At 73.2% G+C, this 16,534-nt stretch carries 15 protein-coding genes; 7 read left to right on the forward strand and 8 right to left on the reverse strand.

Annotated features, from left to right (window positions below):
• The first annotated feature begins 23 nt into the window (after window positions 1-23).
• Genes ACF059_RS23575 through ACF059_RS23590 form a run of 4 tightly spaced genes read left to right on the forward strand, consistent with a single transcriptional unit; the run spans window position 24 to window position 4,404 of the window.
• Entirely contained in the window at window positions 24-2,912 is a 2,889-nt protein-coding gene (locus ACF059_RS23575; RefSeq protein ID WP_392060284.1) for a nitrate- and nitrite sensing domain-containing protein, read from the forward strand.
• Entirely contained in the window at window positions 2,909-3,346 is a 438-nt protein-coding gene (locus ACF059_RS23580; protein ID WP_360900949.1) for a roadblock/LC7 domain-containing protein, read from the forward strand. The genes ACF059_RS23575 and ACF059_RS23580 overlap by 4 nt, the downstream gene beginning before the upstream one ends.
• 10 nt (window positions 3,347-3,356) lie before the next feature.
• Window positions 3,357-3,797 (forward strand): DUF742 domain-containing protein, encoded by a 441-nt coding sequence (locus ACF059_RS23585; RefSeq protein WP_361952086.1) that lies wholly within the window; start codon window positions 3,357-3,359, stop codon window positions 3,795-3,797.
• Complete coding sequence (locus ACF059_RS23590) at window positions 3,778-4,404, forward strand: ATP/GTP-binding protein (RefSeq protein WP_392060287.1); 627 nt, start codon at window positions 3,778-3,780, stop codon at window positions 4,402-4,404. The genes ACF059_RS23585 and ACF059_RS23590 overlap by 20 nt, the downstream gene beginning before the upstream one ends.
• A gap of 215 nt (window positions 4,405-4,619) precedes the next feature.
• Here the strand turns inward: ACF059_RS23590 and ACF059_RS23595 are convergent, their stop codons facing one another.
• The 4 genes from ACF059_RS23595 to ACF059_RS23610 all read right to left on the reverse strand — a co-directional run bounded on the left by ACF059_RS23595 (window position 4,620) and on the right by ACF059_RS23610 (window position 7,366).
• The gene (locus tag ACF059_RS23595) at window positions 4,620-5,810 is read right to left on the reverse strand and encodes a lipid-transfer protein (protein ID WP_392060290.1); all 1,191 of its coding nucleotides are present in this window, start codon (window positions 5,808-5,810) and stop codon (window positions 4,620-4,622) included.
• The gene (locus ACF059_RS23600) at window positions 5,807-6,268 is read right to left on the reverse strand and encodes a Zn-ribbon domain-containing OB-fold protein (protein ID WP_392060293.1); all 462 of its coding nucleotides are present in this window, start codon (window positions 6,266-6,268) and stop codon (window positions 5,807-5,809) included. Before ACF059_RS23600 ends, ACF059_RS23595 begins: the two co-directional genes overlap by 4 nt.
• A gap of 62 nt (window positions 6,269-6,330) precedes the next feature.
• Entirely contained in the window at window positions 6,331-6,669 is a 339-nt protein-coding gene (locus tag ACF059_RS23605) for a DUF962 domain-containing protein (RefSeq protein WP_361952075.1), read from the reverse strand.
• Window positions 6,670-6,682: 13 nt separating this feature from the next.
• The gene (locus ACF059_RS23610; protein ID WP_392060296.1) at window positions 6,683-7,366 is read right to left on the reverse strand and encodes a M15 family metallopeptidase; all 684 of its coding nucleotides are present in this window, start codon (window positions 7,364-7,366) and stop codon (window positions 6,683-6,685) included.
• 23 nt (window positions 7,367-7,389) lie between these two features.
• On the opposite strand from ACF059_RS23610, the gene ACF059_RS23615 reads away from it, so the two are divergent.
• Complete coding sequence (locus ACF059_RS23615; RefSeq protein WP_392060299.1) at window positions 7,390-7,944, forward strand: NUDIX domain-containing protein; 555 nt, start codon at window positions 7,390-7,392, stop codon at window positions 7,942-7,944.
• 113 nt (window positions 7,945-8,057) lie between these two features.
• Here the strand turns inward: ACF059_RS23615 and ACF059_RS23620 are convergent, their stop codons facing one another.
• The gene (locus ACF059_RS23620) at window positions 8,058-10,436 is read right to left on the reverse strand and encodes a glycoside hydrolase family 31 protein (RefSeq protein ID WP_392060302.1); all 2,379 of its coding nucleotides are present in this window, start codon (window positions 10,434-10,436) and stop codon (window positions 8,058-8,060) included.
• A gap of 256 nt (window positions 10,437-10,692) precedes the next feature.
• Here ACF059_RS23620 and ACF059_RS23625 point away from each other — a divergent pair, with 256 nt between their 5' ends.
• Complete coding sequence (locus ACF059_RS23625) at window positions 10,693-12,669, forward strand: acetoacetate--CoA ligase (protein WP_392060304.1); 1,977 nt, start codon at window positions 10,693-10,695, stop codon at window positions 12,667-12,669.
• A gap of 62 nt (window positions 12,670-12,731) precedes the next feature.
• The gene (locus tag ACF059_RS23630) at window positions 12,732-13,667 is read left to right on the forward strand and encodes a hypothetical protein (protein WP_392060307.1); all 936 of its coding nucleotides are present in this window, start codon (window positions 12,732-12,734) and stop codon (window positions 13,665-13,667) included.
• A gap of 70 nt (window positions 13,668-13,737) precedes the next feature.
• Here ACF059_RS23630 and ptsP read toward each other — a convergent pair whose 3' ends face one another.
• From ptsP to ACF059_RS23645, 3 genes are all read right to left on the reverse strand, one after another.
• Window positions 13,738-15,408: a phosphoenolpyruvate--protein phosphotransferase gene (gene ptsP, locus ACF059_RS23635; protein ID WP_360900916.1), complete on the reverse strand. Its 1,671-nt coding sequence runs from the start codon at window positions 15,406-15,408 to the stop codon at window positions 13,738-13,740.
• Between the two features lie 74 nt (window positions 15,409-15,482).
• Entirely contained in the window at window positions 15,483-15,932 is a 450-nt protein-coding gene (locus ACF059_RS23640; RefSeq protein ID WP_392060310.1) for a PTS glucose transporter subunit IIA, read from the reverse strand.
• 280 nt (window positions 15,933-16,212) lie between these two features.
• Window positions 16,213-16,534, reverse strand: a 322-nt coding sequence (locus tag ACF059_RS23645; protein ID WP_392060313.1) for a hypothetical protein, incomplete at its 5' end; no start/stop codon positions are given.

The following is a 16,534-nucleotide window of genomic DNA, read 5'->3' on the forward strand; positions in this document are numbered from 1 at the left end:
ACCTGGGGGAGGCTGGGGAGGCCATGCGCTTTCGCGGGAAGTCCATCCGCCGGAAGATCGTGGCGTTGCTCCTTGTGCCGCTCGTCTCCCTGACCGCGCTCTGGGGCTTCGCCACCGTCATCACCGGTCGCGAGGCCATCCAGCTCTTCGACGTCGCCTACATCATCGACAAGGTCGGCTACCCCGTCGAGGACGTCGTCCGCGTCATCCAGAAGGAACGCCGCCAGACCCTCGTCGTCCTCGGCGACCCCCGGGCCGCCACCGCCACCGCCGACCTGGCCAAGCGGCGCACCGAAACCGACCGGGCCCTCCAGGAGATCAGCGAGAGCGCCCGCGACCCCAAGGTCCTCGACGAGATGAGCGCGCAGAGCGTGCGGCGCCTGCGCTCGATCGTCGCCGCCTTCCACGGCATCGGCGCCATGCGCCAGTCGGTCGACCAGAACGCCCTCGACCCCGGCCAGGCCCTGGACCTCTACAACCGCCTCGTCGACCCCTGCTACGACTTCCTGATGAACCTCCACGGCCTGGACAACGTGGAGGTCGACAAGGAGGGCCGCGCGCTCGTCGGCATCAGCCGCGCCCGCGAACTGCTCTCGCGCGAGGACGCCGTCGTCGCCTCGGCCCTCGCGGCGCGCAACGTCACCGCGCCCGACGTCCGCCGCGTCTCCGACTTCGCCGCCAACCGCACCCTGCTCTACGAGTTCAACCTCGTGACCCTTCCCGCCGACGACCGCCAGCGCTTCGAGCAGTACTGGAAGGACCCCGAGAGCAAGCCCCTGCGCGACGCCGAGGAGCGGTTCATCGCGGGCGGCGCGGTCAACAAGCCGCGCAGCGTCACCGCCGCCCAGTGGGACGAGGCCGCCGTCAAGGTCCTCGAAGACCTCGCGGCCATGAACACCGAGGCCGGCGACCGCTACCAGGAGCGCATCGAGCCGGTCGCCACGGACGTCATGATCCAGGCCGCCGTCGCCGGCGTCCTCGGCTTCATCGCCCTGGTCGTCTCCGTGGTCCTGTCCGTACGCATCGGCCGCGGCCTGGTCCGCGACCTGTCCCGGCTGCGCAAGGAGGCCCACGAGGTCTCCGGCGTCCGGCTGCCCGGCGTGATGCGCCGCCTCGCCGCCGGCGAGCACGTGGACGTGGAGACCGAGGCGCCCCACCTGGAGTACGAGAAGGACGAGGTCGGCCAGGTCGGCCAGGCCCTCAACACCCTCCAGCGCGCCGCCGTCGAGGCCGCCGTCAAACAGGCCGACCTGCGGCGCGGCGTCTCCGAGGTGTTCGTCAACCTCGCCCGCCGCAACCAGGTCCTGCTGCACCGGCAGTTGACCCTCCTCGACACCATGGAACGCCGTACCGAGGACACCGAGGAGCTGGCCGACCTCTTCCGCCTCGACCACATGACCACCCGCATGCGCCGCCACGCCGAAGGCCTGGTGATCCTCTCCGGCGCGGCGCCCTCCCGCCAGTGGCGCAAGCCCGTCCAGCTGATGGACGTCGTACGGGCCGCCGTCGCCGAGGTCGAGGACTACGAGCGCATCGAGGTGCGCCGGCTGGCCCGCCTCGGCATCGTCGGGCCCGCCGTCGCCGACATCACCCACCTGATCGCCGAACTCCTGGAGAACGCCACCGTGTTCTCGCCGCCGCACACCGCGGTCCAGGTGCACGGCGAACGGGTGGCCAACGGCTTCACCCTGGAGATCCACGACCGCGGCCTCGGCATGACCCCCGAGGCGCTGCTCGACGCGAACCTGCGGCTCGCGGAGAACCCCGAGTTCGAGCTCTCCGACACCGACCGCCTCGGCCTGTTCGTCGTCAGCCGCCTCGCGCGGCGCCACGGCGTCAAGGTCGCCCTCCAGCACAGCCCGTACGGCGGCACCACCGCGGTGGTCTTCCTCCCGGTGGCCCTGCTGACCGACGCCCCCGACACCAACGGCACGGGCGTGCGGCTGGACGGCGCTCACGGCGCTCACGGCGCCCAGGGCGTCCACGGCTCCGAGCCCGCCCGGCTCGCCCGGGGCGCACGCCCCGCCCCGGCCGGCAAGGCGCCGCACCGGCGGCACTCGCCCGCCGCCGTGGAGCGCGCCCCGGCCCGGCCACTGCCCGTCGCCGAACTGCGCGGCCCCGTCGAGCTGGAGGCCCCGCTCGCCGGCGCCCTGGACGCGCTGGACGGCCTGGACGACCCCGTGGTCCTCGGCGATCCCGCCACCGGCGTCAACGGCCGCACCGGCGCCGCGGGCCGCCCGGCCATGGCCACGCTCGACGACGAGACCCCGCCCAACGGCATCCCGCGCAGCGCCCTGCTGGGCCTGCGCCCTGCGGACCGGCCGCACACCGACCGGCCGCACGGCGACCGGCACGCGGCCGAGCGCGGCAGCGCCCGTACGGGCGACCGTGGCCGCGACCGCGACCCGCTGGCCCCCACCGGCCCGGTCCGGCTGGAGGCCCAGCGACTGGAGGCGCAGCGCCTGGAAACCCTGCGCCCCGACGGCCCCCGCTCCGCGGGAACCGTCCCGCTGCCCCGCCGCCGCCCCACCCCGACCCTGGTCGCCGACCACGGCCGCCGGGTGGAGCCCCGCCCGGTCTCGGTGGTACCGCCGCCCGCTCCCGACCCCGCCTCCGCGGCCGGGTCCGGGTCCGGGGACGCGGACCTCGCGGCCGGCCCCGGGGGGCTTCCCCGCCGGGTCCGGCAGGCGAGCCTGGCACCCCAGCTCAAGAAGACCCCGTCGCCCGCACCCGCCGAGGCCGCCGCCGACCAGGCGTCCGACCGCGACGCGGAAGACGTACGCACGCGCATGTCCGCACTCCAGCGTGGCTGGACGGCGGGGCGCAACCAGCACGCACAGCAGTCCGGGGCCGAGGCAGGCACATCCGCCGCCGACGGTCCCGGATCCGAGAACGAGGGGGACGGTCGATGACCGCACCGCAGACCGGCAACGACAGCAGGGGCCGCGGCTCCGGCCCGCTCAACTGGCTCCTCGACGAGCTCGTCGACCGGGTCGGCTCCATCCGCAAGGCGGTCGTCCTCTCCGGCGACGGCCTGCCCACCGGCAGTTCCAAGGACCTGACCCGTGAGGACAGCGAGCACCTGGCGGCGGTGTCGTCGGGCTTCCACAGCCTGGCCAAGGGCGTCGGCCGCCACTTCGACTCCGGCCGCGTCCGCCAGACCGTGGTCGAGCTCGACGAGGCCTTCCTCTTCGTCATGGCCGCGGGCGACGGGAGCTGCCTCGCCGTACTGGCCGACTCGGACTCCGACGTCGGGCAGGTCGCGTACGAGATGACGCTGATGGTCAAGCGCGTGGGCGACCACCTGGCGACCGCCCCGCGGACCGGGCTGCCCGCCGGAGGGTGAGTCGGACGGCATGAACGACCCAGGCCAGGGCCATCCCGACGGCATCCCAGCCGATCCGTCCGCCCCCACTCCTGACCACGCGCACTGGTTCGACGACGAAGCGGGTCCCGTCGTCCGCCCGTACGCGATGACCCGCGGCCGGACCAGCCACGCGGGACAGCACCGACTCGACCTGATCGCGCTCGTCGTCGCGGAATCGGCGGCCGACGATCCGGTCTGGGACCTGACCCTCTCCCCGGAACACGCCCAGATCCTCGGGCTGTGCCGGGACCGGCCGCAGTCGGTCGCCGAACTCGCGGCCGACCTCGACCTCGCGGTCGGGGTCGTACGCGTCCTGATCGGCGACCTGGTCGATGAGGAACTGGTCCATGTGACCCGGCCGGTGCCCCCGGCCGAACTGCCCGACGAATCCATTCTGCGTGAGGTGATCGATGGCCTTCGGGCGCTATAGCCGCACCGGTGCCCTGCACGCGGTGTCGCCGGTCGAACCGCTGACCTTGAAGATCCTGGTCGCGGGCGGCTTCGGGGTGGGCAAGACCACCCTGGTGAGTGCGGTGAGCGAGATCAGACCGCTGCGGACGGAGGAACCGCTCTCCGAGCCGGGCGTCGGCATCGACGACACCGGGGGAGTGGAGGGCAAGAGCACCACGACCGTGGCCATGGACTTCGGGCGCATCACGCTCCGCGAGGACCTGGTGCTGTACCTGTTCGGCACTCCCGGGCAGGACCGCTTCTGGTTCCTGTGGGACGAGCTGGCCCAGGGTTCGCTCGGCGCCGTGGTCCTCGCGGACACCCGCCGCCTCGCCGACTGCTTCGCGGCCGTCGACTACTTCGAGCGGCGGGGGATCCCCTTCGTGGTCGCGGTCAACTGCTTCGACGGCGCGGACCGCCACCCCGTGGTCACCGTACGGGCGGCCCTCGACCTCGATCCCGGGGTACCGGTCCTGCTGTGCGACGCGCGGGACCGGGAATCCGTGAAGGACGTGCTGGTGGGGGTCGTGGAGCACGCGATGTCCCTGGCCCGCGAACGGCGCCTGGGCCTGACGGCGGAGGGCTGACGGCGGAGGCCTGACGGCGGCGGCCACAGCGGAGGCCCGATGCGGAGGCCGCCCGACGGCCGAGACCTGACACGGAGGCGGCCCGTACCCCCGCCGACTGGGGTACGGGCCGCAGCTCTCTTGGGGGGTTGGCAGTCCCGCTCGCGGCGCGGGACCGTGGAGCGAGTGTGAACCTGCCGTCGTGGGCCGTCAAGCGTTCGGACGGCACGAGCTGTTCAGCGCACGGCGACGACGGCCGACCCGTGCCCGAACAGCCCCTGGTTGGCGGTGACGCCGACCCGGGCCCCCGGCACCTGCCGGTCCCCGGCCACCCCGCGCAACTGCCAGGTCAGCTCGCAGACCTGCGCGATGGCCTGCGCCGGCACCGCCTCCCCGAAGGAGGCCAGCCCGCCGCTGGTGTTGACCGGGATCCGGCCGCCGAGGGCGGTGGCGCCCTCGCGCAGGAGCTTGGCCCCCTCGCCCGGCGCGCACAGCCCGATGTCCTCGTACCACTCCAGCTCCAGAGCGGTCGACAGGTCGTACACCTCGGCGAGGGAGAGGTCCTCCGGACCGATCCCCGCCTCCTCGTACGCCGCGCGCGCGATCGAGGACCGGAACGATCCGGCCGCCGGCGGCGCGGCCACCGCCGAGTCGGTGGCGATGTCCGGCAGGTCCAGCACGGTCCGCGGATAGGTGGGCGTCACCGTCGACACGGCCCGGATGCGCACCGGATCGGCCACCCCCCGCGACCGGGCGAAGTCCATGCTGGTGAGCACCAGCGCCGCGCCCCCGTCGGAGGTCGCGCAGATGTCGAGCAGCCGGAGCGGATCGGCGACCACCGCCGAGGCCGCGACCTCCTCGATGGTGACGCGGCGCCGGTAGCGGGCCAGCGGGTTGAGCGCGCCGGCCGCCGCGTTCTTCACCTTGACCTGCGCGAAGTCCTCCGGGGTGTCCCCGTACACGGCCATCCGGCGGCGCGCGTAGAGGGCGAAGTAGGCCGGGTTCGTCGCGCCCAGCACACGGAAGCGCAGCCAGTCCGGGTCGTCCGGCCGGTCGCCTCCCGCCGGTGCGAAGAACCCCTTGGGGGCGGCGTCCGCGCCGACCACGAGGACCGCGTCGGCCAGACCCGCGAGGATCTGCGCCCGCGCCGCCCCGATCGCCTGGGCCCCCGACGCGCAGGCCGCGTACACGCTGGTCACCCGGGCGCCCTGCCAGCCGAGCGCCCGCGCGAAGGTGGCGCCGGCCACGTAGCCCGGATATCCGGAGCGCACGGTGTCCGCGCCGACGATCGACTGCACGTCCGTCCAGTCCAGCCCGGCGTCGGCGAGCGCCGCCCGCGCCGCGGCCCGCCCGTACGTGACGAAGCTGCGGCCCCACTTGCCCCACGGGTGCATGGCGGCCCCGAGGACGGCGACGTCGGCGCTCACCGGGCCCCTCCCACCGGCTTGAACTGCCAGGTGGTCCAGGTCGTCGCGCCGTCGGCGTCCTCGTTCAGCACGCCGCCCACCACCTCGACCTCCATCCCGACCGCGAGATCGGCGACGCCGACCCCGGGCGCCGCCTGCCCGAGCACGACCATCCCCTCGGCCTGCAGCTCCACGGCGACCAGGGTGTACGGCTCCCAGGGCGCGTCCGGGTCCGACACGTACGGCGCCGGCGGCCGGTAGCGCCCGTCGGTGTAGGACCAGACCCGGCCCCGCGGGGACAGCGGCACCTCGGCGAGCTCGCCGTCGCCCGGGCAGTGCGGATTGCGGCAGTACGCGTCCTCGCGCGGGAAGAACACCGCGGTGCAGGCCGAGCACCGCGTTCCGAGCAGCCGGAGGCCGCCGCCCGACGCGTCCTCGGTGAACCACCCGCTCACCACGGGTGTACGTGTGCGTGCCAAGACCCCTCCCATGCCACAGAACTGACGATCCGTCAGAAGTCTGACACGGGCGGACGGCCCGGTCACCCGTTCTCGGCGAGCCACTTCCGCGCGATCTCGCCCAACTCCGCGTCCCGCCCGGCCAGCATCATCCGGATCATCTGCGCGTCCCCCCGCAGGGACCACGCCGGATGGCCGAAGCTGGCCGGGTTGTTCCCCTCGATGAGGAAGTGCGCGGGCCAGGCCGTCCCGTACCCGACGAGGGGAAGGGCGGCGAGGTAGCGCCTGCGGCCGCGCGCCAGCCCGTAACCGGTCAGGGCCAGACCGGTGAGGGTGCCCGCGAGATGGATCCAGCGCGTGGCGGCGCGCGAGTGCATCGCGACGTAGTACGGCCAGAATTCCTCGTATGAGCTGAACGTCATGCGGGCACGGTACTCACGGCCGGACGGAGGCGACAGCGACCGGGAAGTCGAAATACGTGTCCGGGTACGCCTCCGGCCTGTACGTGAAGTGCCACCACTCCTCGGGCAGATTCCCGAAGCCCTCCTCGGCCAGAACCCCCTTGAGCAGCTGCCGGTTGGTGCGGGCGGCGCCCGTGACCCGCGGATCGTCGGTGTGCGACAGCGGATCGAAGAAGTCGAACCGCGTCCCCATGTCGACTTCGCGGCCCGAGAGATCCTCCAGGGTCACGTCGAGCGTGCTCCCACGGCTGTGCCCGGACTTCGCGGCGATGTACCCGTCCGGGATCAGCCGGCTCCGCTCCACGTGCGGATAGAACTCGGCCTTCGCCTCCCGGTCGTCGGGGCCGTCCTCGCCCCGGGCCCACCGCACGAACCGGTCGACCGCCCGCTGCGGCCGGTAGCAGTCGTACACCCGCAGGGAATACCCCTGCCGGAGCAGCCGCCGCTGGGCCCGCCGCAACGCCTCGGCGGCGGGCCGGGCGAGCAGGCACACCGGCTCCTCGTAGCCGTCCACGACCCCGCCGGTGAAATTCCGCGCACCGGCGTACCGCATGTCCTGCCGGACGCTGGGATCCACCTCGCGCAGCGCCACGAACCCGGGCGGCGCCGCCCCGCCGGCCAGCACCGCGAGCACTCCCACAACCACCGTCATCGCCATGGGCCTTGGCATACCATCGCGGGATGCCGGCACAGCTGAAGGACGCGCACTGCTCCACCTGCGGAGCCCCGTACGGTACGACCACCTGGCCCCGCACCTGCACCTCCTGCGGCGCGACCGCCTACCGCAACCCGCTCCCGGTGGCCGTCGCCCTCCTCCCCGTCGAGGACGCGGACGGCACGGGCCTGGTCGTCATCACCCGCACCATCGAACCGGCCCTCGGCGGCGTCGCCCTGCCCGGCGGCTTCATCGACTTCGGCGAGGACTGGCGCGAGGCGGTCGTCCGCGAGCTCCGCGAGGAGACCGGCATCACCGCCGAGGCCGAGGACGTCACCCTGGCCGACGCCCTGAGCTCCCCGGCGGGCCACCTCCTCCTCTTCGGCCTCCTCCCACCCCGCCCGGCCGCCACCCTCCCCCCACCCCACCCCACGGCCGAAACCACGGGCTGGCACATCCTCCACACCCCCACGACCCTGGCCTTCCCCCTCCACACCCAAGCAGCCACGGCCTGGTTCAAAGGCACCTACAGCCCGCCGGGCAAATCCAGCCCCTCCAGCCCCTCCAGTGCGGCGGGCTAATCCAGCCCGCCCAGCACTCCCAGCCCGCCGGGCAAATCCAGCCCCGCCGGCGTTTGAGGCGCGGGGCTCGGGGCGGAGCCCCGAGCCCAAACCCGCGGCGGCCCAAGCCGCGGCTAAACCCCCCGCACCCGCACCCCCCGCACGACCTCCCCCGCCTCGTCCTCCACCACCACCGCGTCCCCCACCCACCGCACGGTGTACCGCTCGACCACGCCCGCCTCGAACCCCGGCCCCGGATCGCGGATCACCACCCCGCCGCCCGTACGCCCCCGCGCCGGCGCCCACACCTCCAGCTCCACCCCGTCGCCACAACCGCCAGCGCCAGCGTCGGCGCCAGCACGGCCACCCCGTACCGCCAGCACCGACCCCGCCCGCGCCAGCACGGGAATCCGCCCCCGCGGCGCGTCCAGCAGGATCTGCCCCGGCCCCTCGTGGGCCGCCCCCGTAGCCGTGTCGTACCACCGCCCCCGCGGCAGCCGCACCGCCCGCCGGTCCGCCCCGCACTCCAGCACCGGAGCGACCAGCAGCGCATCGCCCAGCAGGAACGCGTCCTCGCAGTCCCGCAGCCCCCGCTCCTCCGGCGCCCCCCACCACAGCGGCCGCACGTAAGGGGCGCCCGTGCGCCGCGCCAGATGGGCCAGCGTCACGAAGTACGGCCGCAGCCGCTCCCGCTCCGCCAGCACCGCCCGCGCCTGCTCCTCCGCCTCCGGCCCGAACTCCCACGGCTCCCGCCGCCCCGCCCAGATCGCCGAATGCGTGCGGAACAGCGGCAGGTACGCCCCCAGTTGCAGCCACCGCACGTACAACTCCGGGGACGGCGACCCGTTGAACCCCCCGACGTCCGGCCCCGAGTACGGCACCCCGCACAGGCCCAGCCCCAACACCAGCGCCAGCGAGGCCCGCAGCCCCTCCCAGCTGGTCTCCACGTCGCCCGACCACGAGCCCCCGTACCGCTGCATGCCCGCCCACCCCGACCGGGAGAACAGGAACGGCCGCTCGTCGGGCCGCAGCCGCACCAGCCCCTCCCAGCCGGCCCGGGCCATCGTCAGCGCGTACACGTTGTGGCCCTCGCGGTGGTCCCCGCCGGCCCCCTCCAGCGCGTGCCGCGCCGACCGCGGCAGCGTGGCGTCCCCGAACGGCTTGAAGGACACCGGCTCGTTCATGTCGTGCCAGAAACCGGCGAAGCCCTGTGCGAGCCGTTCCCCGTACAGCCCGCCCCACCACTCCCGCACCTGCGGATCCGTGAAGTCGGGGTACGCGCACTCGCCCGGCCAGACCTCACCGCGCACCTCCCGGCCCGCCGCGTCCCGTACGAACGCACCGCCCGCCCCCACCGCGCGCCCCGAGACGTGCACCGCGTCGCCCACCTTCACCGCCGGGTCCACGATCGAGACGAGCCGCACCCCCGCCTCCCCCAACTCCCCTGCCAGCAGCGGCAGGTCGGGGAACTTCTCCTCGTCCACCGTGAAGGCGCGGTGCCCGTCGTAGTGGTCGATGTCCAGATGGACGGCCGACAGCGGGAACCCGCGCGCCGCGTACGCCGCGACCACCCGCCGCACCTCGTCCGCGCTCCCGAACCCCCAGCGCGCGTGCTGGTAGCCCAGCGCCCACTCCGGCGGCACGGCCGCCGCACCCGTCAGCCCCGACCAGCCCTGCAGCACCCGCGCCGGCGTCCCCACGAGCACCCAGCAGCGCAGCGGTCCGCCCTCCATCCGCATCTCGCTCGCCCCGGGACGGTCCGGCCCCGAGCCGGCCCCCTCCTCGCCCTCGCGCAGCAGGACCCGGCCGTCCCAGGAGTTGTCGTGGAAGGCCAGGTGCGTCCCCGCGTCCGCCACCACCAGCTGCACCGGCATCGTCAGGTACAGCGGGTCGTCACCCGGTCCGAAGCCCCCCTTGGGGTCGGTGTTCCACAGCCGGTACGCCCCGTCGCGCAGCCGGGGCCCCGCGGCCCGCCCGCCCAGCCCGAAGAACCGCGCGTCCGCCGGCACCTCGCTGCGCACCGCCCACCGGGCCCCGCCCATCCGCGGGTCCACCGGCTCCCACCACCGGGGCGGGGACTCCCGCCGCAGCACCGTCCCGCCCGGCGTGCGCACCTCCACCGCCCCGTTGCGGGACACGGCCACCGTCACCCGCTCCGACACCACCCGCCAGCCGCCCTCGGTGTCCGGCTCCAGCACGGCCCGCGGATCGGGCTCCGGCCCGCTGCCCGCCACCGCGTACGAGGGCAGGGGCCCGGCCCCGTCCCAGCCCCAGAACACCGCGCCGCCCGCCATCACCCGCACCACCAGCTCCGCGCGCGCGAACCGCAGGACGCCCCCGCCCGGCAGCGGCTGCGTACCGGTCAGCAGTCCCGGGACGCGCGCCCGCTCCGCGCCCCGGCGCGGGAGCCCCACCGCGTCCGCGCGCCGGTGACGCCAGGCCGAGAGCCAGGCGCGCCGACCGCGCGCCGTACCGATGTCCTTCACCGCACGCACCAGATCACGACCGTTCATGGAGATCACCCTGCCACCGGGCCCCGGCCGCGAGTGCCGCGTTCAACTGTCGTTCACCCACAGGCGACCGTCCGCCGGGCCGCCCGGCGACTGGTGGCGGCCCCCATGCCGCCGACCCCGCGAGCGGTGATGGCGACCCTGGTGCGGATCTCGATCACATGGCATCGTCCCTGTGAGCCGCCGCGCCCACACCCCCCGCGCGATGGCACCGTACGCACACGACGCGAGAGCCGCAGACTTGACCGGGAGCCGACCCATGACCTCAGCCACGCAGCCGGAACCCCTCTGGGCGCCGGGCCCCGACCGGATCGCCGCGGCCCGGATCACCGCCTTCCAGGCGTGGGCCGCCGAGCGCTTCGGAGCCCCCGCCGAGGGCGGCTACCCCGCCCTGCACCGCTGGTCCGTCGACGAGCTCGACACCTTCTGGCAGGCCGTCGCCGAGTGGTTCGACGTCCGCTTCACGACCCCGTACACCTCCGTGCTCGCCGACCGGTCCATGCCCGGCGCACGCTGGTTCACCGGTGCCACCCTCAACTACGCCGAGCACGCCCTGCGCGCCGCCGAGGACCCGGCCCGCGCCGCCGAGCCCGCCCTGCTGCACGTGGACGAGACCCACGACGTCACCCCCGTGACCTGGGCCGAGCTCCGCCGCCAGGTCGGGTCGCTCGCCGCCGAACTGCGCGCCCTCGGCGTACGCCCCGGCGACCGGATCAGCGGCTACCTCCCCAACATCCCCGAGGCCGCCGTCGCGCTCCTCGCCACCGCGGCCGTCGGCGCCGTCTGGACCTCCTGCGCCCCCGACTTCGGCGCCCGCAGCGTCCTGGACCGCTTCCAGCAGGTCGAGCCCGTCGTCCTGTTCACCGTGGACGGCTACCGCTACGGCGGCAAGGAACACGACCGCCGCGACACCGTCGCCGAGCTCCGTGCCGAGCTCCCGTCCCTGCGCGCGGTGGTCCACATCCCGCTCCTCGGTACGCCGGCCCCCGCAGGCGCCCTCACCTGGTCGGACCTGACCTCCGCGGACACCGAGCCCGTCTTCGAGGCGGTCCCCTTCGAGCACCCCCTGTGGGTCCTCTACTCCTCCGGCACGACCGGCCTGCCCAAGGCCATCGTCCAGTCCCAGGGCGGCATCCTCCTCGAACACCTCAAGCAGCTCGGCCTGCACTGCGACCTCGGTCCCGAGGACCGGTTCTTCTGGTACACCTCCACCGGCTGGATGATGTGGAACTTCCTCGTCTCCGGCCTGCTCACCGGCACCACCGTCGTCCTGTACGACGGCAGCCCCGGCTACCCCGACACCGGCGCCCAGTGGCGCATCGCCGAGCGCACCGGGGCCACCCTCTACGGCACCTCCGCCGCGTACGTCATGGCCTGCCGCAAGGCCGAGGTCCACCCGTCCCGGGACTTCGACCTGTCCGCCGTCAAGTGCGTGGCGACCACCGGCTCCCCGCTCCCGCCCGACGGCTTCCGCTGGCTGCACGACGAGGTGGCCGAGGACCTGTGGATCGCCTCCGTCAGCGGCGGCACCGACGTCTGCAGCTGCTTCGCGGGCGCCGTCCCCACCCTCCCCGTGCACATCGGCGAACTGCAGGCCGCCTGCCTCGGCACCGACCTCCAGGCCTGGGACCCCTCGGGCAAGCCGGTCACCGGCGAGGTGGGCGAGCTCGTCGTCGTCAACCCCATGCCCTCCATGCCGATCCACTTCTGGAACGACCCCGACGGCAGCCGCTACCGCGACAGCTACTTCGAGATGTTCCCCGGCGTCTGGCGCCACGGGGACTGGATCACCCTCACCGACCACGGCTCGGTGATCATCCACGGCCGCTCCGACTCCACGCTCAACCGCCAGGGCGTCCGGATGGGCTCCGCCGACATCTACGAGGCCGTCGAACGACTCCCCGAGATCAAGGAGTCCCTGGTCATCGGCCTGGAGGAGCCGAACGGCGGCTACTGGATGCCGCTCTTCGTCCACCTCGCCCCGGGCGCCACCCTCGACGACGACCTGCGCGCCCGCATCAAGGCGACCATCCGCGAGCAACTCTCCCCCCGCCACGTCCCCGACGAGATCATCGAGGTCCCCGGCATCCCGCACACCCTCACCGGCAAGCGCATCGAGGTCCCGGTCAAGCGCCTCCTCCAGGGCACGCCCCTGTCCAAGGCCGTCAACCCGGGCTCCGTGGACAACCTCGACCTCCTCCACTTCTACGAGGAGCTGGCCCGCACCCGCGGCTGAGGTCACTGTCAGTGGCGGTGATTACTCTGAGTGAGCAAGTGATCGCACACTCAGGGGGAGCCATGCCACGCAAGGACGACACCGGTACGAACAGGACCCGCACCACCGCCAAGCGCCGCACCCTGCGCCGCGAGGTCCCCAGCACCGTCGGCCTCCTGGCCGACGCCGGGGACTTCGCGGCCATGCGCGGCTACCGCAGTTTCACCTTCGACCACCACGACGACTACAGCGACTACCTGCGCCACGTCGACGCCCTGCTCAGGTCCCTCGCGGCCCAGGGCATCCACACGACCGTCGCCCTTTTCGACCCCGAGGAATACATCGACTTCTGCGCCGACCACGACCTCGACCCCGACAGCGCTCAGACACGCACCCGCTTCACGGCCGAACTCTCCGGCAGCGGGGCCGTACTGCCCTACACCGGCCAGCCCATCGACGAACTGGTCCCGCTCCTCGTCGACGAAGCGGTGCGCCAGGCCACCTGGGAGTACGCCACCACCCTCCTCGCGGGAGTCGGCGCCTGCGCGGACTGCGGCGAGGACATCGGCCAGGCCTCCTTCGACCGCGCCTCCGAGGCACTCAAACGCCTCGTGGCCGGCGCCGGACCCGGTCACCACCACTTCGTCTGCAGCGTACCGACCGAGGCGGAGCAGCTCGTCGCCGTCCTCCACGCCACGGTGCCCTTCACGGACGACGCCGACGATCCGCCGCCGCGGCCCCGGATCGAGGGCCGGGACGGCCTCGACTTCGTCACGGTCCTCGCCGCGGGACTCGCCCTCGGCGGCGCCGGGGGACTGGTCGCACGCACCACCACCGAGGACCACCGGGACCGGGTCCACGGCTGGCGCCTGGACCGCGGCCGCCTGACCCCGCTGTCGGCCGCGGCCGTCTTCAACGCCTACTGCACGGACGCCGACACCGGAGACCCCGTCGCCCCCGAACCGGGCGTCGAATACTGCCCCGGGTACGAGGTCGACGACCCAGGACCCCACCACTAGCAGCAGACCGGACGGCCGAGGGGCCCCCGCCACCGGCGAAGGCCCCTCGATCCACACCACACCCGTCCGGCTACTCCCCGGACAGCACCGCCTGGGCGGCCACACGGGCCTCCTCGGCGGTGTCCGCGGCGCGAGCCGCCGCCGCGGCACGCTCGCACTGGGCCAGCGTGTGCTTGGCGAGCGTCGCCCGCACATACGGAATGGAAGCGGCGCCCATCGACAGGGAGGTGACACCCAGACCCGTCAGCACACAGGCCAGCAGCGGATCGGAAGCCGCCTCGCCACAGACACCGCAGCTCTTGCCCTCGGCCCTGGCGGCCTCGGCCGACATCGCGATGAGGTCGAGCAGCGCCGGCTGCCACGGGTCCTGGAGCCGGGAGACGGCGCCGACCTGCCGGTCAGCGGCGAAAGCGTACTGGGCCAGGTCGTTCGTACCCAGCGACAGGAACTCGACCTCCTGCAGGATCGAGCGTGCGCGCAGCGCGGCGGACGGGATCTCCACCATCGCGCCGAACTTGGCCCGCAGCCCCGCCTCCCGGCAGGCGTCCGCGAAGGCCCTGGCGTCGATACGGTCGGCCACCATCGGCGCCATGACCTCAAGGTAGACCGGCAGGCCCTCCGCCGCCTTGGCCAGCGCGGTGAGCTGCGTACGCAGCACATCGGGGTGGTCCAGGAGCGAACGCAGCCCCCGCACACCCAGCGCCGGGTTCGGCTCGTCGCCCGGCGTCAGGAAGTCCAGCGGCTTGTCCGCGCCGGCGTCCAGCACGCGCACGACCACACGCCCCTCGGGGAAGGCCTCGAGCACCTTGCGGTACGACTCGATCTGCTTCTCCTCCGACGGCGCCTTCTTGCTGTCGTCCAGGAACAGGAACTCGGTGCGGAACAGACCCACACCCTCCGCCCCGGCCTCGACGGCCGCCGGCACGTCCGCGGGCCCGCCCACGTTGGCCAGCAGCGGCACCTTGTGGCCGTCGGACGTCGCACCCGGACCGGACGAGGCGGCGAGCGCCGCCCTGCGCTCGGCGGCCGCGGCCTCCAGCTCGGCCCGCTTCTGCGCCGACGGGTCGACGAACAGATCACCCGTGCTGCCGTCCACGGCGATCACGGTGCCCTCGGCGATCTCGCACGCACCCGGCAGAGCCACGATCGCCGGCACGCCCAGCGCCCGCGCCAGGATCGCGCTGTGGCTGGTCGGCCCGCCCTCCTCGGTCACGAAACCGAGAACGAGCGTCGGGTCGAGCAGAGCCGTGTCGGCGGGAGCCAGGTCCCGCGCGATCAGTACGTACGGCTCGTCACTGTCGGGCACACCCGGCATCGGCACGCCGAGCAGCCGCGCCACGATCCGGTTGCGCACGTCGTCCAGGTCGGCCACGCGGCCGGCCATGTACTCCCCGGCCCCCGCGAGCAGATCCCGGTAGGCGGCGAACGCGTCGTACACACCGCGCTCGGCGGTGCTGCCGACGGCGATCCGCCGGTCGACGTCCGCGATCAGCTCGGGGTCCTCGGCGATCATCGCCTGAGCCTCGAGCACGTGCTGGGCCTCGCCACCGGCCAGCTGGCCACGCGCGATCAGGTCGGCCGCCACAGCACTCACGGCCTGACGGGCGCGCCCCTGCTCGCGCTCCGCCTCGTCCGCGGTGATCTGCTTGGCCGGCGGCTCCAGAACAGCCGTGCCCATGTGCCGCACCTCGCCGATCGCCACACCGTGGCTCACGCCGACGCCTCGCAGCGTTGTCTCCATTTCACCCGTCTCCGATTGAGCGGCGGGCCGAGCCGCCGCGGTGGATGTCCGACCCGCCCCTGCGGGCGGAAGCGTCACTGCCAGCTGAAGAGGACGTCGTCAGCCTTCACATCGCCGGACTCGACGACGTCGGAGAGCGAGTCGGCCGTCGCCTCGAGCGCCACGACGGGGCAGATCGCCGACTTGCCGGCGGCCTCGACGGCGGCCGGGTTCCAGCGGATGACGGCCTGGCCGCGGGTGACGGTGTCGCCCTTGGCGACGAGCAGCTCGAAGCCCTCGCCGTTGAGCTGAACCGTGTCGATGCCGAGGTGCGTGAGCACCCCGTGGCCCTCGCTGTCGACGACGACGTACGCATGCGGGTGCAGAGAGACGACCACACCGTCGACGGGGGACACCGCCTCCGAGGGCTCCCGTACGGGATCGATAGCGGTGCCCGGTCCCACCATGGCACCGGAGAACACCGGATCGGGCACTGCCGCGAGTCCGATGGCGCGCCCGGCGAGTGGGGACGTGACGCTGGTCATGGGGGCCTCCCAGGGGTGGGGCTCATCGTGTCGCCGTCACTGCCTGTTGCGAACGGCGTACTCTTGAGAAGGATATGTCACTGGATGTTCGGGTTCGCCCGAAGTTGGTGATGATCCGGGCGTCTTCCTTGGCAGGGAGACTAGTGGACTAGACCGGTGGACTAGACCATACGCCCGAATCGATTTGCCTGGGCACCACGGGGCCTGTACTGTCGTGACTCCCGCCGGGACGGCTCGTGTGAACTTTTCGCGAACGCCGTATGGACGGGACTCCTCCTCTTCAGTATCGATCTTGATTCCAGTCTCCTTTCCGTGCGCCCTTTTGGGAATACGGCGAGTGGTCAGGGAGTCGGAAATTCACTGATAGAGTCGGGACCGCCGGAAAGGGAAACGCGAAAGCGGGAACCTGGAAAGCGCCGAGGAAATCAGACACGAAAGAGTCTGATAGAGTCGGAAACGCAAGAACAGAACGAAAGCCCGGAGGAAAGCCCCAGCCGAAGTCGCTGCGGGTGAGTACAAAGGAAGCGTCCGTTCCTTGAGAACTCAACAGCGTGCCAAAAATCAACGCCAGAAGTTGATACCCCGTCCACTTCGGTGGATGA

Origin of the sequence: Streptomyces sp. NPDC016562 (assembly GCF_043076955.1) — a bacterium.
Taxonomy (GTDB): domain Bacteria; phylum Actinomycetota; class Actinomycetes; order Streptomycetales; family Streptomycetaceae; genus Streptomyces.